The following is a 20,665-nucleotide window of genomic DNA, read 5'->3' on the forward strand; positions in this document are numbered from 1 at the left end:
CGTTTCTATCGGGGCTATGAATTCAGGATTTCAAACAGGAATTACACACAAAGAAAATTCCATTCCTTTGGAGGGGTGGCGAAAATTTCAGAGAAATTTTTGACGGGGTGGTCTGAAAAGTTTGATTATAAGTCAATTGTGAATCGTCAAAGAGTCAATGTAATGGCTTTACAAAAATTCAGTGTTAAAAAAATTCACCATTCACTTACGCAGTAAAAATTCACCATTCACTTTATTAATTATACTTTATCGCCTTCACCGGAGAAATCTTACTGATCAGATAACTCGGAATTATTAAAGCCAACCCTGAAATAATCAGAATTCCGGCAGAAATTGAAATAATGGCAATCGGATTAAGATCTACCGGAACTGTACTTACGTAATAATTTTCCGGATTTAAGGTAATCACTCCAAAAACTTTCTGAATAAAAAGCAGTCCGAGACCAATCGCATTTCCGTACAGCAATCCCGGAATCATAATAATTAAAGTGTAATTGATAAAAGTAGCCCTGATCTGTGAATTGCTGGCTCCTAAAGTTTTCAAAAGACCGATAGAATTGGTTCTTTCAATAATCAGAATCAGAAGAACCATAATGATATTAATAACCACAACGATTAACATGATGATGATAATCAGAGCAATATTTGTATCAAAAATACTGATCCAGTCCGTAATCTGAGGATATTTTTCAGTAGCTTTTTCGGCATAATTTTTATAACCGATCAGTTTTTCAATCTCAGGAAAATCACGGTCAATATCATTTACATTTTTAAAGAAAATATCCAGTCCGCCCATTTCATCAGGCTTCATATCCTGAATTTTTCTTACATGGTTAATTCCTCCCAGAACAAACTGATCATCGATCATTTTAATATCCGTTTTATAGATTCCTACTACTTCAAATTTTCTGTAGATAGGCTTTTGATCTGCTTTTGAAAACACTGTTACAATGCTGTCTTTCACTTTTAGATGAAGATCATTCGCTATTTTCTGGGAAATGGCAACACCGTTATAATAGCCTACTTCCGTTACTTTCGGAGAAGTTCCGGCTACCAGAAATTTTTTAAATCTAAGACTGTCGAAATCTTTTCCTACTCCCTTGAAGATAATTCCGGCAAAATTGTGCTCATTTCGCATGATTCCGGTAACCGTAGCATATTTCTGCACACTTTCCACATCCGGAAGCTCTTTTATTTTCTTGATATTCAGTCCCTGATTATCAAGAACAGAAGTGTTGTAGGAAGAGTTTGATCTCGTTGATCTTACCGTAATGTGTCCGCTGAAATCTGCAAGTCTTTCCTTAATGGCTTTCTTCGAACCGAATCCTGTGGAAACTGTAATGAGGGAAACTATAATTCCCAATGCCACAGAAAGTCTGCCGATGAAGATGATAACCCTCGAAAGGTTATTTTTGTTATCTTTGGAAAACGCTATTTTTTTCGAGAAATATAAAGGAAATTTCAAACTTATGAATTTAGATTTCAAAATTAAAAATTTACTTCTTATTTGCCTAATTTTTTTAGGAGTATTCAATCAATATTATTCTCAGACTCAAGATAAAAAAGATTTTAGAACGGGAGCAGATCAGCCGGAGCAGTATCTGCCATTGCTGAAAGGAAAAATTGTAGGAGTGGTAACCAATCAGACCGGACTGATGAGCGATAAAACGCACGTTGTGGATTTTTTAGTAAAAAACGGGATCAGAATCCGATCGATCTTCGCGCCTGAACATGGTTTCAGAGGCGATGCAGATGCAGGAGAAAAGGTAAAGAACGGAGTAGACGTGAAAACCGGAATTCCCATCGTATCATTATATGGTAAAAACAAAAAACCTACTTCGGAACAACTCAAAGAGATGGATGTTCTGGTGTTTGATATTCAGGATGTTGGTGTGAGATTTTATACTTACATTTCAACACTGACCTATCTTATGGAAGCAGCCGCTGAAAATAATATTGAAGTGATTGTTTTAGACAGACCAAATCCGCATGACGGCTACACAGACGGTCCTGTTTTAAAGAAAAAATGGACAAGTTTTGTGGGAATGCACGAAGTTCCTGTTGTATACGGATTAACAATAGGAGAGTACGGAAAAATGGTAAATGGAGAAAAATGGCTGAAAAACGGAGTTCAGGCAAAATACACGTTGATTCCGATGAAAAACTATCATAAAAAGCTACGCTATCAGATTTCAGATAAGCCTTCCCCGAATTTACCCAACGATAAAGCCATCAATTTATATCCAAGTTTATGCTTTTTTGAAGGAACGCAGGTTTCCGTGGGAAGAGGAACAGATTTACCGTTCCAGATCTACGGATCTCCATGGACAAAAAATCTTCCTTATCAGTTTACTCCGAAGCCAAGTGCAGGAGCAAAAGATCCTTTCTTAAACGGAAAATTGTGCTACGGCGAAAATCTTTCAGATTATAGAAAAGATTTAAGAGAACTGAATCTGGACTGGGTAATAAAAGCGTACAAAAACTATAAAAATCCTGATTTGGACTTTTTCCTGAAACCAACCACAGGAAGTAATTTGTGGTTTGATACTTTAGCCGGAACCGATGAGTTGAGAAAACAGATTGTTGCTGGAAAATCAACTTCGGAGATCAAAGCATCGTGGAAGTCGGATTTGGAAAAATTCGAGAAAATCAGAAAGAAATACGTTGTTTACGAAAACTGATGAAATGTGAATCGTCAATTGTCAATTTAGATTCACAAATAAAATGAATTCACTATTGACAATTGACAATTGAAATTTTTTAATCAAAATCCTGCGGCGGAGTTTTGTCGTTTTTTCCTTTGTTCATGATGACAAGACCAATCGACAGACCGATAACGCCTGCTGCACCGATCATTAAAGCTCTTTCCAGCTTATCTGCCTGATCGTTTCCAAGGTAGTTCATCAGAAAAAGAATCCCGAAAGTGATGATACAGATAATAATATGATTTTTACCGAATAGTTTCATTGTTTTATTTTAGTTTATAAGAAATCATGATGCCGCCTCTGTAAGGAAGAATTTCCCCGCTTTTGTTAAAGCCTTCCGCTACATCGTAACGTGCTCCTGTTGAACGGACATAGCCTTTGTAAAAGTCTTGAGAAGTTCCGATTCCTGCATAAATATCCATGTTCCAGTTTTCAGCAAGTTTAAACTGATAGCCTCCAGTAATTCCCAGTATTATTGAATATCCTTTCTGGTAAACATCTGAATATTGATAGACATTTCCGTTTTTTTCATCAACAAAAGTACTGTCACTCCAGTAATTCCATTTTTGTGCTATGAAGCGGGAACCTGCAATATTTCCTCCGATATACCAGTGTTTAAAAGCTTCATCAAAGTAATATCTTCCTTCCAGTGAAACGGAGTAATACTGCAATTCATGTCCGGCAAAAGATTTCCACGGAGAAATTAAAACATCGCCCTGTACTGTGAATTTTTTATTTAACTGATGTTCTAATCCCAGGTTGATAACTCCTACGGGTATTAGTAAAGCATTTCCTTTCAGATATACACTTTTTTCAGAAGTCTGTTGTGGTTCCTGTTCCTGTGCATGGAGTGTTCCTAAAAAAAACAAGGTCAAAATCCCTGCAATCAATCTTATTTTAAGCATTCTATTTTATTTGTTTTAATAACTCATCAGCTAAAGTGGAATCTTTCTGAGCCTGAGCAGCCATATTTTTAGACATTTCTGCGTATGTTTTTGCCATTTCTTTATTTCCGGTTAGAAAATAAAGCTTTGCAAGAATATAAGTATTTTCAGAACTTTCGCCTCTCATTACGGATTTCTCGGCCCACTCCGCCGCTTTTTTCAGGGATGACTGAGTTTTTATATGTTCAGCAAATACCCACGCTGCTTTTAACAATTCATTGGGTTCAAATGCTTCTGAATTTTTATAATAGGCTAAAGCCGCTTTTTCATATTCCGGAAAATTGGCATTTTGCTCGTAATATGCGAGTTTTGTCTGGTTGAGCTTCAGTTCCGCATCATGCTTTCCTACAAGAGGTTCCGCATTTTTCATGAAGTAATCTTCATTGATTTTTTTATTCTGCTGATCGATAGACTGCTCCACAATTTTGCCAAGCTTGATCTGATTGTCAAATTCTTTGTAGGTTTCGTCCGGTAAAAACTTAATGATTTCCGCTTTTCTGTCTGTAAAAACTTTGTAATTTTTGTCTTCAGTAGATTTTAAGAAATACAGCAGCAGTCCAACGTCATCTTTTGTAAACTCTTCAGTAAGTTTTTTATTTTCAAAATACCTTTCAGATGCCTGCTTTGCAAAATTAAAGTCAGAAGAGGAGTTCAGTTTCATAATATTGATGAGGAACTCTGGATCTTTTTCACCTTTTGCAAAACGTTCCTTCAGTGAACCTTTTTTATTGTTGGGAGAATTTACATCCTGCGCCATCGTCAGAAACATACTTCCTTCCATATATCCGAAATTCTGGGAAACAAGCTCTCCGTCGCCATTCAGAAAAAGATAAGTAGGATAGGAGCGTACTCCGTATTTTACGGCAATATCTCTTCCTTCGCCTTTTTCCATATCAAATCTTGCATTTACAAAATTTGCATTAAAGTAGTCTCCCACCGATTTCTGCGTAAAAACATTTCTTTCCATCATTTTGCACGGACCGCACCATGAAGCATAGGCATCCAGAAAGACAATCTTTTTCTCTTTTTTTGCCTTTGCAATAAGATCTTTAAAGGGAAGATCTTCAAATTTAATGGCTTCCTGAGCAAATGCCGTAACAGCAGAAAATAACAATAAACCGGAGATAATCTTCTTCATTTCCAATTAGAATTTGTTGGCGAATATAGTATATTTTGGCTGTATATCGATAAAATAGTATGCTAATTATATTATAAAAAAAAGAGATTGCCATGTTTCGACAATCTCTCGTTTTAAATTTAAAGCTGATTAATTTTATCTTATGAAAATTTATCTTGTTTACTCAGTATATTAGTTTTTGTTGATAGGATAAAATCTTTTACTCATGTTTGCTTTCAGCTTTTTTAGCAATTCTGACTTAAAGGAACATAGCCGCAGCAACCTTTTTTATTGTAGAATCCTTGTAAATCGTCACATTGCTCTTTGGTAATTTCACAGGTTCTTATATAACAGGAAGAACTTCCTCCTAATATTGAAATTTGCTCATTTCTGGATAATTTTTTTGCGTTTTTTAGTTTTAGAATTGAATTTTTCATAATAAATTAATTTTTAAGATTGTTATTGTTTAGAAATTTTGGTTAATTAAACTATTTTACTTTTAATCACAGATGTAATAGGCTTCACATCCTGAAAATGGATCATATGGTGGAATTTCTCCTTTATAACAGCATTTGTCATAGCCTTTTGTAGCTCCGCCATGGATTTTTTTCAGTTCTTTCGCCTTCAGAGGCCGCAGATTCTTAATTGTCTTTTTCATAGTAATTTTAAGATTTTAGTTAAGAGATTTAACTGTTTTTCTGTATCAATATTACAGTTATTCCGGCTGCTGAGTATTTTATTTCTACAAAAAGCAGCTTACCGTATATCAATTACTATTTGGCATGATAAAAGAGTAAATAATGAATCTCTACACGTGATAAAAGGGAAAAATTAATTGCTAATGAATGGTCTGTAAGTTCTTCCGATGGGCAGCTTTTTTCCATTGACTGTAATTTCGCTGGCAGACATTACTTCAATTTTGGATCTGGAAACGATATAAGATTTATGAATTCTAATGAAATTATTTCCTTCAAGATCTTTCTCAAATTTACTGATGGGCATTTTTACCGTGTAAACTTCCTGTTTTGTGTGTATTTTAATGTATTCTCTGATGCTTTCAATATAAAAAATATCCTGAAGAACAATTTTTATTTTTCGTTTTGCAATATTGACGAATATAAAATCCCGGTCTTCTATTTCGAGGATGGCTTTTTCTGCATTCATCAGATGCTTAAATTTTTCTATTGAATCCTGAAATCTGCTGTAAGAGATTGGTTTCAAAAGATAATCTACAATATTCAGCTCATATCCTTCCAGTGCATATTGGTGAAAGGCGGTTGTTACAATAACGTGAGGACGATTTTTGAGTCTTCTTAAAAATTCAAACCCTTTTATTGCGGGAAGATGTAAATCCAGAAATATCAAATCTATCTGATATATTTTAAGAAGACTGTTGGCATAAATTGCATCCGAACATTTTCCGACAATGTGAAAATCTTTATTTTGAGAAATGAAATGCTCCATGATTTCCATGGCAATAGGTTCATCTTCTATAATCAGACAATTGTATTTTATTTCAGGAATCATTTTAATCGAATAATATTTTCAAAGTAACCGAATACAGGTTGTTGCTGTCATTAATTTCCAGACTATGTTTGGGATATAACAAATCCAGCTGTCTTTTAATATTTTTTAAACCAATCTTGGTGCTTTCTTTTTCCGGATTTTCTTCTTTGGAATTTTCAATACTATAAACCAGAACTTTATTTTTAAGTTCAAGATTAATGGTGATAAAAGAGTTGAATCTGCTTTCCGAAGCACCATGTTTAAAGGCATTTTCAACAAATTGCAGAAGAATTAACGGAGAGATTTCCTGCAATTGATCGTCGATTGAGTCATTGAATTCTACCTTAATCAGTTTGTGTCTTATTTTCTGTATATCAATAAAATCCTGAATATTCTCTATTTCCTGATTGAGATACACTTTGCTTTGGGCGGAATCAAAGATATTGTACCGCATTATTTTTGCCAGTTTCAAAATAATTTGGGGTGCTTCATCTGATTTTTTAAGCGAAAGTCCGTAAATATTATTAAGTGTATTGAAAAGAAAATGGGGATTTAATTGGGTCTTAAGCAATTTTAGTTCTGCATCTGTTTTTTCTTTCGAAATTTCGATTAATCTTTTTTGCGTTTCATTTTGCTGAATAAATTTTTCAAAGCCCAACATGATGGCGATGGCAAAAACGATATTCATGGCTGCAACAAAAATTCCGCCTAATGAAAATCTTGTGGTGTCTTCCGGAACATAATAATAGTAAGGAAATATGAGATCATGGGATATTATCCTGAAAACAACTACTGAAAATGTTACGATTATAATTACAGCAAAAATTCGGAATGCTTTATTTCTGAGAATTTTTATTTTACCGTCTATCATTGTCAAAACTAAATATGCTGCCGGAATTTCTGCAAAAAGAAAAGTGAATTCTGAGATTACAGACAGATAGAGTGTTTTTTGCCATGAAAATTGTTTAAAACTTTCATGTATATACACAAATGATGCATTAATCTCAAAGAGATAATAGGCAAGCCAAAAGAAGATGTGATATTTGTTTTTCTGAGTCAGTTTCAAGGTTCTAAATTATTTTAAAATAAAAACAGATAAAATTCAAGTTTTTCTTTTAAAAATAATAATAAAATCTACGAAGTGCTTATTTAAATCTACAAACGGAAAAGAATTTTTTAATTGAAAACAAAAAACGGATCAATTACAAAAGCTGGAGAGAAAGATAAAAGACATAATTTTGTTGAAATAATCTATTATGAAAATCTTAAAGATATTCTGGGAATGGAGGAGGTGCAGACTGCACAGATATGTATCGTTCTGACAGTGAGTGGAAGATCAAACGATAGTCAATGTTTAAGATGTGTGACAATTTAATTATTTACTAAAATGACATGAGACACCTGTTTCAGTTATAGCTCTTTTTTATTATGAAAAAAGTTAATTTTATTTTTCTAATATGCTTTATAGGATTCTGTTCCGCACAAAAAAAATCATTTGTTTATGAGTTGAAATATCACTTGGAACCTCATAATGATAGTCTTGCTTATATTAATATGATTTTGGATTTTAATGATAACATATCCGTATTTAGAACCGAAAAAGAGAAAAGATCTGATTCATTATTAAGCGTATCAAGATTCGGAATAGGAGCTGATCAAAATATTGAAAGGCAGATATACGTAACAAAAGATTTAAAGAATAAAGATATTAAAAGAAATTATCGGACACGGTTTAATGATTATTACGATGTAAAAATAGAAAATAAAATAATCTGGAAAATAGAATCCGACAGGGATAAAATAGGAGGATTTGATGTTCAGAAAGCTGTAACAGACTATGGTGGAAGAAAATGGATTGTATGGTTCACAACAGAAATTCCGATTACGGATGGTCCATATATTTTTAACGGACTTCCGGGACTTATTGTAAGAGCAACTGATAGTGATATGGATTACGACTTTACACTTATAGCAATCAAAAATAATTCTGGGAATTTATTTCTGCGAAAAAAAGGGTTGGATATGGATTTTTCTCATTTCAAAAAATTAATGATGCAATATTACAATGATCCTTATGCTGATCTTAAATTAAGAAATATGTTACCTGTTTATACCAGTGACGGACATGGTGGAAAAAAGGCATTAGACTTGAATGAATTGACAAAACAAACACAAAAAATGATTCGTGAGCAAAATAATCCTATTGAGATAGATTATAAAAATGATTACAAATAAGTATAAACAAAAAAAGTCATCCCAAATGAGATGACTTTAAGTGGTTTCTCCAGGAATCGAACCAGGGACACATGGATTTTCAATCCATTGCTCTACCAACTGAGCTAAGAAACCATTTAATTTTTGCTTCTTTTTTGAAGTGGTGCAAAAGTAATAATAATTATTAATCTTGGCAAATTTTATTTAAAACTTTGAAAATAAAACCACCTTTTTACAGGTGGTTTTTTAAGTGGTTTCTCCAGGAATCGAACCAGGGACACATGGATTTTCAATCCATTGCTCTACCAACTGAGCTAAGAAACCATTCTTGTTACTTCGTTGTTTTAAAGTGATGCAAAAGTAGTAAGTTTTAGTATATGAAGCAAGTATTAACAAGACTTTTTTTAACAAAACTTAAAAACCTACTGATTTTCAACTGAATTATTTTCCTGTTCGCGTCTTATCTGTTCGCTCATTTCCTCTAATACAGGCTTAATCGTGCTTTCCGGAAGATCACTTATTCGTATGTACATCAGTCCGTCGATCGCATCATTAAAGTTGGGATCTACGTTAAAGGCGATAACTTTAGCATTTTGCTTAATGTATTTCTTAATTAAAACAGGCAATCTAAGTTCCGGTTCCAGATCATCAATGATCTTATCAAGCTTATTAAGATCAGATTCCATTTCCTCAAAAAACAGATGTTTATCCCTGTCGCGAAGTTTTACTTTGTATTCGTTTCTTGGAGTAATATATTGTGCAACTGCGGAATCATAATAATTCGAACGCATAAACTCGATCATCAGAGATTTGGAAAATTCTGAAAATTTATTGGAAATACTTACGCCTCCCATCAAAAATTTATGATCCGGATTTCGTAAGCAGACATGTACAATTCCTCTCCATAAAAGGAAAAGTGGAAGTGGTTTCTGCTGATATTCCTGACAGATATACGCACGTCCCATTTCGATTACTTTCTTGAAAAAAGGATGGATATCCTGTTCAAATTCAAATAAAGAACTTGTATAAAACCCTTTAATTCCTGATTTTTTCATGACTTCTTTTCCCAGAGCCATTCTGTAAGCTCCCACAAGTTTCTCTGCAGCACTGTCCCAAAGGAAAAGATGATGGTAATGTTTGTCATATTCATCAAGGTCGAACGGAAGATTACTTCCTTCTCCTACTGCACGGAAGGTAAGCTCTCTCTGTCTTCCGATTTCCCGCATTATTGAAGGAATTTCTTCGTAAGTGGTAAAATAAACTTCATAATTTCCGTTGCTGAAAAACATTTTATCGGTTCCTTTCAGCTTATTGATGTCTTTTAAAATATCTTCTTTCGGAGTTTCGTCGATGATATTCTGAACAATATTTTCTTCTTTTAATAAAGGAAATTTTACCGAAAGATTTTTAAGATTAATGCTCTGAGCCAAAGATTTTCGCTTCTCGTAGTAAGATTTCATCATATACACCTTACGTTTCAGAAATTCTCCCAGCTCCTCAATGGTTTCCATATCGTCCATTGCTTTTACAGAGATAGGCTTTCCGATCCTTATCCTGATAGGTTTTTCCCGGTCATTCATCATTTCTGCGGGCAGCATTAAAGTCTGCAGATTCGGGTGTATTTTTGCCACCTGATAAAATATTCTGCTGTTTTTCGCATGGAAATACATAGGAACAACCGGCACTTTTGCCATTCTTATAAGCTTTAACGCCGGTTTTTCCCACTCCTTATCCAGAATTTCGCTGTAAGGATTATTTTTATTAGAGACCTCTCCTGCAGGGAAAATTCCTACACAACCTCCGTTTTGGAGATGCTTTAAGGTCTCCCGCATTCCGGAAGAGCTGCTGTAAGCTTCTTTCCTGCCCTCAAAAGGATTTACGGCAATTACGTACGGTTCCATCGGTTTGATTTTTTCCAGAAGGAAATTTCCCATTACCTTAAAATCAGGACGTACTTCCGACAATACTTTACACATTAAAATCCCGTCAATCGCACCAAGCGGATGATTGGAAACCAGAATGAACGGTCCCGTCTTCGGAATTTTTGCCAGATCTTCTTCAAAAGCGATGTAGCTTAAGTTGCGCTCTCTCACAAATGAGTCGAAAAAGTCTTTGCCTTCCTTATCTTTTAGTTTGTCGTATAATTTATTTACTTCGTTGATTTTAGCAATGCTCATCACAGCAGATGCTACAGGATTCTTCAGAAATCCTATTTTACTTAAGCCGGAAGCCTTAATCAGATCGTTTTTCGAAATTAAACTCATATTGTGTTTAGTCGCAATTAGTTTTTATTGTGTTACCATTTGAAGCGTATTTTTCGCAATCTGCTCCAATAATACACTTTTTTCCTGGTAAAATTTATCTATGTTCTCTATTTTCGCATTTCTTACGGTAAATAAAGATACATTTTTTATAACTTCTGTTTTAAATACTTTTTGAAGTTCTTCATTTAATTCATCCACGGTATTAAATTTATCTTCAAGACATAAAGCCAATGAAATTGCAGAGTTCTGCATCAGGGAAACTTTAATTTTGTACTTGGATAAATACCCGAAAATAAGACTCATATGGTCTTCTGCGATAAATGAAAAGTCTCTTGTGGAAATTTTCAGCAAAGTCTGGTTTTCCTTTAAAATATAAGATTCTTCGCTTTGGTTCTTTTCCGAAGCACCTACTTTTGTCCCTTCCTTCGTAGGATCTACAAAAGATTTTACGTAAAAAGGAATGTTTTTCTGCTGTAGCGGCTGTAATGTTTTCGGGTGAATCACACTTGCGCCGTAATACGCCATTTCAATTGCCTCTTCGTAAGAAATATGAGAAAGTAACGTTACATCTTTGAATTTTCTCGGGTCTCCCGTCATTACTCCCGGAACATCTTTCCAGATCGTCATAGCTTCTGCATTTAAACAATATGCAAAAATTGCAGCAGAATAATCAGATCCTTCTCTTCCCAAAGTCACCGTAAAATTATTACCATCCGAACCGATGAATCCCTGCGTAACGTAGCAGATTTCTTTATTTAAATTAGAAATAAATTCTTCCGTCTTTGCCCAGTCTACGACACCTTCTCTGTAAGAATTGTCTGTCTTTACATAATCTCTTGCATCCAGCCACTGATTGGGAAACTGAATTTCGTTCAAATATTCGCTCACAATTTTTGTAGAAATCATTTCGCCGCAGCTTACCACCTGATCATAAACAAAATCGTAGTTCGGAGATTTGTTTCTTCTTAAAAAAGAATCAATATCATCAAAAAATAAATTGATTTCTGCAAACACCGCATGATTTTCAGGAAATAATCCTTCAGCGATCTCAATGTGTTTTCGTTTTATCTTTTCAATTTCAGTTTGATAGTTTTCCTTCTTGAAATAAAGTTCTACAACTTTTTCCAACTCATTCGTCGTTTTGCCCATTGCTGAAATCACCAGCAGACATTTGGCAAATCCCTGGCTTTTTAAAACCATAGCTACATTTTTTACACTTTCAGCATCCTTTACCGATGCTCCACCAAACTTGAAAATTTTCATTAAATTGTTAATAATAAAATTGTTAGATAAAATTTGTGGGAATATTTTACGGGTGACAAAATTATGCATTTACAACGAGATATGAAAGAGGACAATATCGCTGCGGGCTTAAGATTTTATTAAAATTATCAATTCGCAGAAATTATTCCGATTGCTTCAATAAAATGGGATTGGTATTTTAAGACAAATATTTTTCAAGTCAGATTTTTGCGATTGTATTTATTTGATAGACAGGCAATAAGGTCTTTTATTAATTATTCTTTTAAATTGTAATAAATTTTACGAAATTTGGAGAAAACGTAAAAAGCAAAATATGTCAGAGCAACCATTACAGACTTTAGGAGAGTTTCTTATTGATAGACAGGATGATTTTCAGTATTCCACGGGAGAGTTTTCCCGTCTCTTGAGTGCAATAAGACTGGCTTCAAAAGTAGTAAACAGAGAAGTAAATAAAGCAGGAATTGTAGACATCGCAGGCGCTGCAGGGAACCAGAATGTGCAGGGAGAAGAACAGCAGAAACTGGATGTAATTGCCAATGAAATTTTTATTACCGCTTTGTCTCAGAGAGAGGTTGTCTGTGGAATTGCTTCCGAAGAAAACGACGATTTCATCGATATCAAATGTGGCGAAAACGGACATTTAAGCAAATATGTGGTGCTGATCGATCCTCTTGACGGTTCTTCAAATATTGATGTAAATGTTTCGGTAGGAACCATTTTCTCAATCTACAGAAGAGTTACAGAGCCGGGAACTCCGGTTCAGCTGGAAGACTTTTTACAGAAAGGAGTTAACCAGATTGCAGCAGGATACGTTATTTACGGATCTTCCACAATGATTGTGTATACAACAGGAAACGGAGTGAACGGATTTACATTAGATCCTTCTTTGGGAACCTATTATCTGTCTCATCCGAACATGACTTTCCCAAAAACAGGAAAGATTTATTCCATCAACGAAGGAAACTATATCAAATTTCCTCAGGGCGTAAAAAATTACCTTAAATATTGCCAGATGGAAGAGGGAGACAGACCGTATACTTCAAGATATATTGGTTCGTTGGTTGCAGATTTCCACAGAAATATGCTGAAAGGCGGGATTTATATTTATCCGTCTTATTCACAGGCTCCAAACGGAAAACTGAGATTGCTTTACGAATGCAATCCGATGGCTTTCCTTGCAGAACAGGCAGGAGGAAAAGCAACCGATGGTTTCAGAAGAATCCTTGAAATTGAACCTACAGAACTGCATCAGAGAATCCCGTTTTTCTGCGGAAGTATCGATATGGTGGAGAAAGCGGAAGAATTTATGCGAATTGACAGTGTAAAATAATGAAAGCAGAATATTCAAGATATTTATTAGAATTCAAACGCCCGAGTGGAACATCTCGCGGCGTTTTGCTTGAAAAAGAGACCTTTATTCTCGAAATTTCAGAAAATGGAAAAAAAGGAATAGGGGAGTGCGCAATTTTCAGAGGATTAAGTTTTGACGACAGACCGGATTATGAAGATAAATTAAAATGGCTTTGTGAAAATATTCAGCAGGATTCCGAGTTTTTAAAAGAAGAATTAAAAGAATTTCCGTCCATTTGGTTTGGTTATGAACAGGCTGTTCTCAATTTGAAAAACGGTAAGAATCTATATTTTCCAAGTGAATTTACACAAGGAAAAACTCCGATTGTTATTAATGGTCTGATCTGGATGGGCGATATCAATTATATGGAAGAGCAGATTCAGGATAAACTGGAAAAAGGTTTTCACTGCATTAAACTCAAAATAGGAGTCGACTGGAAATCCGAACATGAAATTCTTCAGAAACTGAGACAAAAGTTCTCAAAGGACAGGCTTGAACTTCGGGTAGATGCGAACGGAGGCTTTAAGAAAGAAGAAGCAAAAATTGTTTTACAGCAATTAGCCGATCTGCATATTCACTCCATCGAACAGCCGATAAAAGCAGGAAGCTGGAATGATATGGCAGAATTATGTCTTGAAACGCCTACTCCGATTGCTTTGGATGAAGAACTGATCGGGATTACAGATTTTAATGAGAAAAGAAAATTACTCGAAACCATAAAACCTCAGTATATTATTTTAAAACCTGCTTTAGTAGGAGGTTTTTTAGGATCTGATGAATGGATTTCTCTCGCGGAAAGTATGAATATAGGATGGTGGATTACATCAGCACTGGAAAGTAATATCGGGCTTAACGCAATTGCTCAGTATACTTTTACAAAAAAAAGCCCGATGCCGCAAGGATTGGGAACCGGAGCTTTATTTGTTAATAATTTCGAATCAAATCTGGATCTGAAAGGAGAATTACTATGGTTTAAAAATTAGATTTCACAAACAGGATTGTTGTAATGTTCTTCATCCCATGTTCTGCAGCATCTTAATTTAGGATTCCAACTAAGACAGCCGATAGGAACTATACCTCCTTTAATTGTTTTTAATTCACTTTTTTTAAGTTTTTTTAGATTTTTCATAGAAACATTTTTTTTGGTTTGTTATGTAAATATGAAATTCTTTTTTGTGATGTGCAACACTTTAACACATATTAACACACATTAAAGTGAGTTAATGTGCCCTTAGAAAATATATTAAAAGTTTTCAAAGCTCAGATGAACTTTGTTTGTCAAGAAAATGATTTTGAAGTTTTTATGTAGTAATTTTCAGTCGTATAGTTTTGGTGTTTATGGTTTAGTGATTGGCGATTAAATGACATCTTTTACAAAAATCGCTTTCTTAATGTATTCTAAAATTAAAGAAAACTTACTTTTAACTTTTTTCATAATATAAAATGTTAATATTTTTGTGGTAATAAATTTACAATCTTTATGCCAGAATTCAATGCATAATTTTTACTTTTTTAACATTTTTTTTCAATAATATATAAACTGTTGTGTAAGAGGTGTTTGTAAATTTTTTTTCCAATATTTTAGATTTCGCAGGTATAAAGTTCTTTCAATCTCCCAATTCATAGAAAGTATTAACGTTATGTTTGTTTAAAAATTTGAATCTTTTAACAAAAAACGCTGTTCAGGAAATACAGGTTCAGAATTATACTTTTACATTATTATTTCCATAAACCCTGAAAATTTCATAAATTTGCAAATTGTCGTATTCTACGGCATTTAAAAGCGAATTTTAATGGAAGAAGAAAAAAAATCACTCAATTTTATTGAGCAAATTATCGAAGATGATTTGGCAAACGGTCTGGGAAAAGATCAGCTCCGTTTCCGTTTTCCGCCTGAACCAAACGGTTATCTGCATGTAGGTCACACCAAAGCGATCTGCATCAACTTCGGTTTGGGTGAAAAATACAATGCTCCCGTGAACCTTCGTTTCGACGATACGAACCCTGAAAAAGAAGAACAGGAATTCGTAGATTCTATTATGAAAGACGTTGAATGGTTAGGTTTCAGGTGGGATAAAGTTTTGTACGCCTCCGATTACTTCCAGCAGCTTTACGATTGGGCAGTTCAGTTGATAAAAGAAGGGAAAGCTTACGTAGATGAGCAGCCGTCTGAAGTGATTACCGAGCAGAGAAAAAATCCGGCAGAACCGGGTGTGGAATCTCCTTTCAGAAACCGTCCTGTAGAAGAATCTTTAGATTTATTCGAAAGAATGAAAAACGGTGAATTCGAAAGCGGTTCTATGTCTCTTCGTGCAAAAATCGACATGACTTCACCGAATATGAACATGCGTGATCCTGTGATGTACAGAATTCTGAACAAACCTCATCACAGAACAGGAACGGACTGGAAAATTTACCCAATGTACGACTGGGCGCATGGTGAATCTGATTATATTGAACAAATTTCTCACTCACTGTGTTCTTTAGAGTTTGAAAACCACAGACCTTTATACAACTGGTACTTAGATCAGGTGTACGAAGAAGGAAAAGTGAAAAACAAGCAGAGAGAATTTGCGAGAATGAATGTTTCTTACATGATTACTTCCAAAAGAAAACTGCAGAGGCTTATTGCCGAAAATGTAGTAAACGGTTGGGATGATCCGAGAATGCCTACGATTTCCGGAATGAGAAGAAAAGGATTTACGCCTGCTTCCATCAGAAATTTTATTGAAAAAGTAGGAGTTGCCAAAAGAGAAAATCTTATCGAGCTTCAGTTACTGGAATTCTGCGTTCGCGAAGACCTGAATAAAGTCGCAAAACGTGTAATGACAGTGGTGGATCCTGTCAAATTAGTTATTGAAAACTATCCGGAAGGAAAAGAAGAATGGCTGGAAACAGAAAACAATCCTGAACAGGAAAATGCAGGAACAAGAGAAATTCCGTTTTCCAGAGAATTATATATTGAGCGTGAAGACTTTAAAGAAGAAGCAAACAACAAATTCTTCAGACTAAAGTTAGGCGGAGAAGTTCGTCTGAAATCTGCTTACATCATTAAAGGTGAAAGAGTAGAAAAAGACGAAAACGGAAACATTACGACCATTTACGCAACCTACGACGAAAAATCTAAGTCAGGAAGCGGAACAGAAGAAAGCTTAAGAAAAGTAAAAGGAACCATTCATTGGGTATCTGCGAAACATGCAATTCCTGTGGAAGTAAGAAATTACGACAAATTATTCACAGTGGAACAGCCAGATGCAGAGAAAGATGTCGATTTCCTAAACTTTATCAATCCGGATTCTGTAACTACCATTCAGGGATTTGCTGAACCAAGCTTAAAAGATGTGGCAGTTGGAGAACCTCTTCAATTCCAGAGAATTGGCTATTTCACGAAAGATCAGGATTCTACGGATACAAACTTTGTATTCAACAGAACTGTGACGTTAAAAGACTCTTATAAGCCGGAGTAAAAATTTATTATACATATAAATAAAACAGGGCTTAATTTTTAAGCCCTGTTTTTTGTTTTTAACCCTAACGAAACAAAAACGATAACCAAAAAATAAGGTTATCAGTGAAAAACATTTGCTTCATTAGTGTTCAAAAAAATAATTAAAATTAGAAATTGTGAAACTTATATATCTATACACCAACTCATTCAAAGGGCTTTCCAAAGAAAGCTGGATGCTTGCTTTGGTCATGCTCATCAATCGGGCAGGTTCCATGGTGCTTCCTTTTCTGGGAGTTTACATGACCGATCATTTGAAATTCAGTATCGAAAATACAGGAATTGTACTCAGCTTTTTCGGAATCGGTTCGGTAATCGGTTCCTGGCTGGGCGGATTTATTACAGACAGAATCGGAGAATACAAAGTTCAGTATCTCAGTTTATTGCTCAGTGTGCCTTTATTTTGTATGATTCCTCTATTTAAGACAGAAATAGGAGTGGCGACCATTATTTTGCTGCAAAGCATTGTAAGCGATTCATTTCGTCCTGCAAACTCGGTTGCCATTACAAAATATGCGAAACCCGAAAACATAACCAGAGCATTTTCCTTAAACCGGATGGCTATTAATTTAGGCTTTTCCATCGGTCCCGCTTTGGGCGGTATTTTATCGGCAATTTCCTACGAATTTTTATTTTTCAGCAATGCTTTTACAGCTTTGGTGGCGGGAATTTTATACATCGTCTTTTTCAGAAAACGAAACATTCTGGCAAAATTAAAAGCCCGAAAAGTGCAGGAAGTCATAGAAATTAAAAAAGAAAATTCCCCTTACCGCGATGGTAAATTTCTGGTTTACTGTTTTTTCTGTATGCTTTTTTCAATCTGCTTCTTCCAGTTGTTCAGTACATTGACTATTTTTTACAAAGACACAGCACATATAAGTCAGCAAAGTATAGGATATATTTTGGGATACAGCGGATTTTTAGTCGTTTTACTCGAAATGGGATTGGTACAGGTTGCCGAAAAATATTTCAGTCTTGCTGTAACCATGTTGTTGGGAACATTCATCTGCGGATTTGCTTATGCCATGCTTGGTTTTGATTACAGTATCCTGACTTTAGTGATATCCATGAGTCTTCTCTGCGTAGGAGAAATCTGGGCTTTGCCGTTTATGTCAACCATCACAGCATTACGCTCCGGAAAAAACAACAAAGGAGCGTATATGGGCTTGAACGGAATTTCATTCTCCATCGCCTTTATCGTAACCCCTACTTTAGGAACGTTCATTGCCGAAAGGTTTGGATTCACCATATTATGGATCGGAACCGGAGTTTTAGCCACAATCATTGCCATTGCGTTTTATTACATTGTTCCCTGGATGATTGGCGACAGAAAACACGCAGAATCTTAAATCTTTTGGGCGTGTCCCTCATTCCGGAGCTAAACCTCATAGGTTTTTAAAACCTATGAGGTTTCCCCTTACAATTCGGGTCGGGCTGCTTTGGGGTTCGCTTCGCTTCCGTATTCGTTCGTTCCTCACTCGCACCGGCGCCTTCGTCGCCGCCCGCCGCATCCCTCACGCGAAGGAAAACACACTCTAAGAAATTCAGTCCGTCACAGAAATGTTGACGGACTTTTTATTGCAACGGAGTAAGAAACAAATTTGGCTTTAGCCAAAAGGCATCATCAATTTCGGCGGAAGCTCAACTCACATTATTTTAAACAAATCTTCTGCGAATTTATATTTTCGCACAGAAAAGTACAGTTTTTGCTTCCCTTCATTCGATGACAAAACTCTGCTTTCTATTTTTATTATGTTCCGTTTCCCTGCTGTTTTCTCAAAAAAGAGATTCTGCAGCACTGATTTCAGAAGTCAGGATTGATGCTTACAAGAAACCCACAACTTTTATTTCGTCCACAAAATCGGTTGCTGTAGTTTCAGAAAATCTGCTTAACCAGAATACGTCCGAAAGAATGCTGGAATCCATCAATCAGATTGCAGGAGCCAGAATGGAAGAACGTTCTCCCGGAAGCTACAGGATTTCCCTTCGCGGAAGCACTTTAAGGTCACCTTTTGGCGTTCGGAATGTGAAAGTTTATCTTGATGATTTCATCCTGTCCGATGCTTCGGGAAACACTTATTTTAATGTTGTTTCTCCTGAACTCATCAACCGGATGGAAATATATAAAGGTCCTGAAAGCGGCGATTACGGAGCTGTAACGGGCGGAACTGTTTTGCTTCAGACCAGAAAATCAGACCAGATTTCCGCAAATCTGGCAATTGGAAGTTATGGAACCTTTAACCAGAGTTTTGATCTTTCCAAACACATTGGGAAGCACTTTTTTCAGGTTTTTCAGAACTATTATCAAACCGATTCTTACCGGGAACAGTCGAAGGTTCAGCGAAAGCAGATTTTTGTAAAAGACCATTTCCAATATTCAGAAAATGGATTATTGAAAGCCATGATTTTGTACGCTGATCTCGATTATCAGACTCCGGGAGGACTCACTTTAGAACAGATGCAGATCAACCGGAAACAGGCAAGACCTTCAACTAAAACAGTTCCGAGTGCAAAAGAACAGGATGCCGGAATCCGCAATAAAATGATTTTGGCAGGAATTTCAAATGATTATAACTTCAGTCCGTATTTCTCCCATTTTATTTTAATTCAGGGTTCTTACGTAGATTTTGAAAATCCGTTTATCACCAATTATGAAAACCGTTTTGAAAAGAATTTTGCACTAAGAACACACCTCAATTATGAAAGAAGCTGGAATACTATTTCATTAGCCTACCGATTGGGATTTGAAGGCGGAATTAATGATATTTTGGTCAGAAATTACGATAATAACAGAGGAACAGAAGGAAACCCACAGAATTTCGATAAGATTAAAAATACTTCAGGATTTTTCTTTCTTTCTCAAAAACTGAATGTCAGCGAAAAATTATTCACCGATATTTCCATCAGTATAAATTCAAATTCTTACGACTGGAACCGGATATATCCCCGAAATGAAGAAGGAAAAGTTCATTTTAAAAACCAATGGCTGCCCAATTTTGGTTTCACCTATCTTTTGGGAAAAGGCTTTTCGGTACGCGGAAAAATAGGGAAGGGGAATTCTGCACCAACGAATGAAGAAATCCGCTCTTCGAATCAGCAGTTTAATACAAATTTAAAACCCGAATTCGGCTGGAACAAGGAAATCGGGATTCGGAAACAATTCGGTAACTCCGTTTTTGTGGAAGGAAATTATTTTGATTTCCGGATGAAAGATGCAATTGTGAGGAGACAGAACGAAGCCGGACAGGAATACTTCGTCAATTCCGGAGAAACCGTTCAAAAAGGGGTTGAAATTTTAATGGAATCGAAGAATTTCAATCTGAAAAACAACTTTTTAAGCCATTTCAGATTCAGGTTTTCGGGAAGCTTTTACGATTTTACATTTAAAAATTATCAGCAGAGCGGAAATAATTTATCAGGAAATGAAATTACCGGAGTTCCCAAAACAACAATCAACAGTTTGCTGAATTTTACGTTTTTCAGAAAACTTTCGGTAGATTATTCCCATTTTTACACGTCAAAAATTCCTTTGAATGATGCCAATTCAGTATTGTCGGAACCAAGTTTGGTTGGGAATATTCAGTTCAGATTTCCTGTACATTTTGAAAAAACGAGAGTCAGTTTGTATCTTCAGATTCAGAATCTTTATAATACAGAATATGTTTTAGGTTTTGATATCAATGCTTTCGGAAACCGTTATTATAATCCGGCTGCCAAAAGAAATTTTGTATTGGGAATAAAGGTTGATTTTTAATGTCATTGCGAGAAGCGAAGCGACGAAGCAATCTCATCTTGT

Annotated in this window: 18 protein-coding genes and 2 tRNA genes; 7 read left to right on the forward strand and 13 right to left on the reverse strand. The window is 35.4% G+C overall.

The window, feature by feature from the left end; all coding sequences use genetic code 11:
* Positions 1-235 precede the first annotated feature (235 nt).
* Complete coding sequence (locus tag KKI44_RS21235; protein ID WP_214589025.1) at positions 236-1,465, reverse strand: ABC transporter permease; 1,230 nt, start codon at positions 1,463-1,465, stop codon at positions 236-238.
* Between the two features lie 4 nt (positions 1,466-1,469).
* On the opposite strand from KKI44_RS21235, the gene KKI44_RS21240 reads away from it, so the two are divergent.
* Complete coding sequence (locus KKI44_RS21240; protein ID WP_214589026.1) at positions 1,470-2,681, forward strand: exo-beta-N-acetylmuramidase NamZ domain-containing protein; 1,212 nt, start codon at positions 1,470-1,472, stop codon at positions 2,679-2,681.
* Positions 2,682-2,760: 79 nt separating this feature from the next.
* On the opposite strand, the gene KKI44_RS21245 is transcribed toward KKI44_RS21240, so the two are convergent.
* From KKI44_RS21245 to KKI44_RS21275, 7 genes are all read right to left on the reverse strand, one after another.
* Positions 2,761-2,967, reverse strand: a complete 207-nt coding sequence (locus tag KKI44_RS21245; protein WP_214589027.1) for a hypothetical protein — start codon at positions 2,965-2,967, stop codon at positions 2,761-2,763.
* 4 nt (positions 2,968-2,971) lie between these two features.
* On the reverse strand, positions 2,972-3,610 hold the full coding sequence (locus KKI44_RS21250) for a DUF3575 domain-containing protein (RefSeq protein WP_214589028.1): 639 nt from the start codon (positions 3,608-3,610) through the stop codon (positions 2,972-2,974).
* A gap of 1 nt (position 3,611) precedes the next feature.
* Complete coding sequence (locus tag KKI44_RS21255) at positions 3,612-4,787, reverse strand: thioredoxin family protein (protein ID WP_214589029.1); 1,176 nt, start codon at positions 4,785-4,787, stop codon at positions 3,612-3,614.
* Positions 4,788-5,011: 224 nt separating this feature from the next.
* Positions 5,012-5,203, reverse strand: a complete 192-nt coding sequence (locus KKI44_RS21260) for a hypothetical protein (RefSeq protein WP_214589030.1) — start codon at positions 5,201-5,203, stop codon at positions 5,012-5,014.
* Between the two features lie 62 nt (positions 5,204-5,265).
* The gene (locus KKI44_RS21265; RefSeq protein ID WP_214589031.1) at positions 5,266-5,424 is read right to left on the reverse strand and encodes a hypothetical protein; all 159 of its coding nucleotides are present in this window, start codon (positions 5,422-5,424) and stop codon (positions 5,266-5,268) included.
* A gap of 173 nt (positions 5,425-5,597) precedes the next feature.
* On the reverse strand, positions 5,598-6,293 hold the full coding sequence (locus KKI44_RS21270; RefSeq protein WP_214589032.1) for a LytR/AlgR family response regulator transcription factor: 696 nt from the start codon (positions 6,291-6,293) through the stop codon (positions 5,598-5,600).
* A 1-nt stretch (position 6,294) separates the two neighbouring features.
* Positions 6,295-7,338, reverse strand: a complete 1,044-nt coding sequence (locus KKI44_RS21275) for a sensor histidine kinase (protein ID WP_214589033.1) — start codon at positions 7,336-7,338, stop codon at positions 6,295-6,297.
* 362 nt (positions 7,339-7,700) lie between these two features.
* On the opposite strand from KKI44_RS21275, the gene KKI44_RS21280 reads away from it, so the two are divergent.
* Complete coding sequence (locus KKI44_RS21280) at positions 7,701-8,507, forward strand: GLPGLI family protein (protein ID WP_214589034.1); 807 nt, start codon at positions 7,701-7,703, stop codon at positions 8,505-8,507.
* A gap of 41 nt (positions 8,508-8,548) precedes the next feature.
* Here KKI44_RS21280 and KKI44_RS21285 read toward each other — a convergent pair.
* The 4 genes from KKI44_RS21285 to KKI44_RS21300 all read right to left on the reverse strand — a co-directional run bounded on the left by KKI44_RS21285 (position 8,549) and on the right by KKI44_RS21300 (position 12,013).
* A tRNA-Phe gene (locus tag KKI44_RS21285) sits at positions 8,549-8,621 on the reverse strand.
* Between the two features lie 116 nt (positions 8,622-8,737).
* Positions 8,738-8,810, reverse strand: a tRNA-Phe gene (locus tag KKI44_RS21290).
* Between the two features lie 98 nt (positions 8,811-8,908).
* Positions 8,909-10,750, reverse strand: a complete 1,842-nt coding sequence (locus KKI44_RS21295; RefSeq protein ID WP_214589035.1) for a lysophospholipid acyltransferase family protein — start codon at positions 10,748-10,750, stop codon at positions 8,909-8,911.
* 24 nt (positions 10,751-10,774) lie between these two features.
* Positions 10,775-12,013 carry an aspartate kinase gene (locus KKI44_RS21300; protein WP_214589036.1) on the reverse strand — a complete coding sequence of 413 codons (1,239 nt, stop codon included), beginning with the start codon at positions 12,011-12,013 and terminating at the stop codon, positions 10,775-10,777.
* A 313-nt stretch (positions 12,014-12,326) separates the two neighbouring features.
* On the opposite strand from KKI44_RS21300, the gene fbp reads away from it, so the two are divergent.
* Positions 12,327-13,343, forward strand: coding sequence for a class 1 fructose-bisphosphatase (fbp, locus tag KKI44_RS21305; protein ID WP_076392274.1), 1,017 nt, complete (start codon positions 12,327-12,329; stop codon positions 13,341-13,343).
* Positions 13,343-14,347, forward strand: a complete 1,005-nt coding sequence (menC, locus tag KKI44_RS21310) for an o-succinylbenzoate synthase (RefSeq protein ID WP_214589037.1) — start codon at positions 13,343-13,345, stop codon at positions 14,345-14,347. Before fbp ends, menC begins: the two co-directional genes overlap by 1 nt.
* On the opposite strand, the gene KKI44_RS21315 is transcribed toward menC, so the two are convergent.
* Entirely contained in the window at positions 14,344-14,493 is a 150-nt protein-coding gene (locus KKI44_RS21315) for a bacteriocin-like protein (protein WP_214589038.1), read from the reverse strand. The genes menC and KKI44_RS21315 overlap by 4 nt on opposite strands.
* Positions 14,494-15,157: 664 nt before the next feature.
* Between KKI44_RS21315 and KKI44_RS21320 the strand changes: the two genes are divergently transcribed.
* From KKI44_RS21320 to KKI44_RS21330, 3 genes are all read left to right on the forward strand, one after another.
* Positions 15,158-16,831 (forward strand): glutamine--tRNA ligase/YqeY domain fusion protein, encoded by a 1,674-nt coding sequence (locus tag KKI44_RS21320; protein ID WP_214589039.1) that lies wholly within the window; start codon positions 15,158-15,160, stop codon positions 16,829-16,831.
* A gap of 154 nt (positions 16,832-16,985) precedes the next feature.
* On the forward strand, positions 16,986-18,218 hold the full coding sequence (locus tag KKI44_RS21325) for an MFS transporter (RefSeq protein ID WP_375182191.1): 1,233 nt from the start codon (positions 16,986-16,988) through the stop codon (positions 18,216-18,218).
* A 374-nt stretch (positions 18,219-18,592) separates the two neighbouring features.
* A complete protein-coding gene (locus KKI44_RS21330) occupies positions 18,593-20,623 on the forward strand; it encodes a TonB-dependent receptor (protein WP_214589040.1) in 2,031 nt (676 codons plus the stop codon).
* Positions 20,624-20,665: the final 42 nt, after the last annotated feature.

The organism is Chryseobacterium sp. ZHDP1 (genome assembly GCF_018603435.1).
GTDB lineage: Bacteria > Bacteroidota > Bacteroidia > Flavobacteriales > Weeksellaceae > Chryseobacterium > Chryseobacterium indicum.

Bases quoted from the DNA above. Each gene is read 5' to 3' on its own strand.
- fbp (WP_076392274.1), top strand. From the start codon at position 12,327: ATGTCAGAGCAACCATTACAGACTTTAGGAGAGTTTCTTATTGATAGA.
- KKI44_RS21295 (WP_214589035.1), bottom strand. From the start codon at position 10,750: ATGAGTTTAATTTCGAAAAACGATCTGATTAAGGCTTCCGGCTTAAGT.
- KKI44_RS21240 (WP_214589026.1), top strand. From the start codon at position 1,470: ATGAATTTAGATTTCAAAATTAAAAATTTACTTCTTATTTGCCTAATT.
- KKI44_RS21255 (WP_214589029.1), bottom strand. From the start codon at position 4,787: ATGAAGAAGATTATCTCCGGTTTATTGTTATTTTCTGCTGTTACGGCA.
- KKI44_RS21315 (WP_214589038.1), bottom strand. From the start codon at position 14,493: ATGAAAAATCTAAAAAAACTTAAAAAAAGTGAATTAAAAACAATTAAA.
- KKI44_RS21250 (WP_214589028.1), bottom strand. From the start codon at position 3,610: ATGCTTAAAATAAGATTGATTGCAGGGATTTTGACCTTGTTTTTTTTA.
- KKI44_RS21330 (WP_214589040.1), top strand. From the start codon at position 18,593: ATGACAAAACTCTGCTTTCTATTTTTATTATGTTCCGTTTCCCTGCTG.
- KKI44_RS21245 (WP_214589027.1), bottom strand. From the start codon at position 2,967: ATGAAACTATTCGGTAAAAATCATATTATTATCTGTATCATCACTTTC.
- KKI44_RS21265 (WP_214589031.1), bottom strand. From the start codon at position 5,424: ATGAAAAAGACAATTAAGAATCTGCGGCCTCTGAAGGCGAAAGAACTG.
- KKI44_RS21300 (WP_214589036.1), bottom strand. From the start codon at position 12,013: ATGAAAATTTTCAAGTTTGGTGGAGCATCGGTAAAGGATGCTGAAAGT.
- menC (WP_214589037.1), top strand. From the start codon at position 13,343: ATGAAAGCAGAATATTCAAGATATTTATTAGAATTCAAACGCCCGAGT.
- KKI44_RS21280 (WP_214589034.1), top strand. From the start codon at position 7,701: ATGAAAAAAGTTAATTTTATTTTTCTAATATGCTTTATAGGATTCTGT.
- KKI44_RS21320 (WP_214589039.1), top strand. From the start codon at position 15,158: ATGGAAGAAGAAAAAAAATCACTCAATTTTATTGAGCAAATTATCGAA.
- KKI44_RS21260 (WP_214589030.1), bottom strand. From the start codon at position 5,203: ATGAAAAATTCAATTCTAAAACTAAAAAACGCAAAAAAATTATCCAGA.
- KKI44_RS21270 (WP_214589032.1), bottom strand. From the start codon at position 6,293: ATGATTCCTGAAATAAAATACAATTGTCTGATTATAGAAGATGAACCT.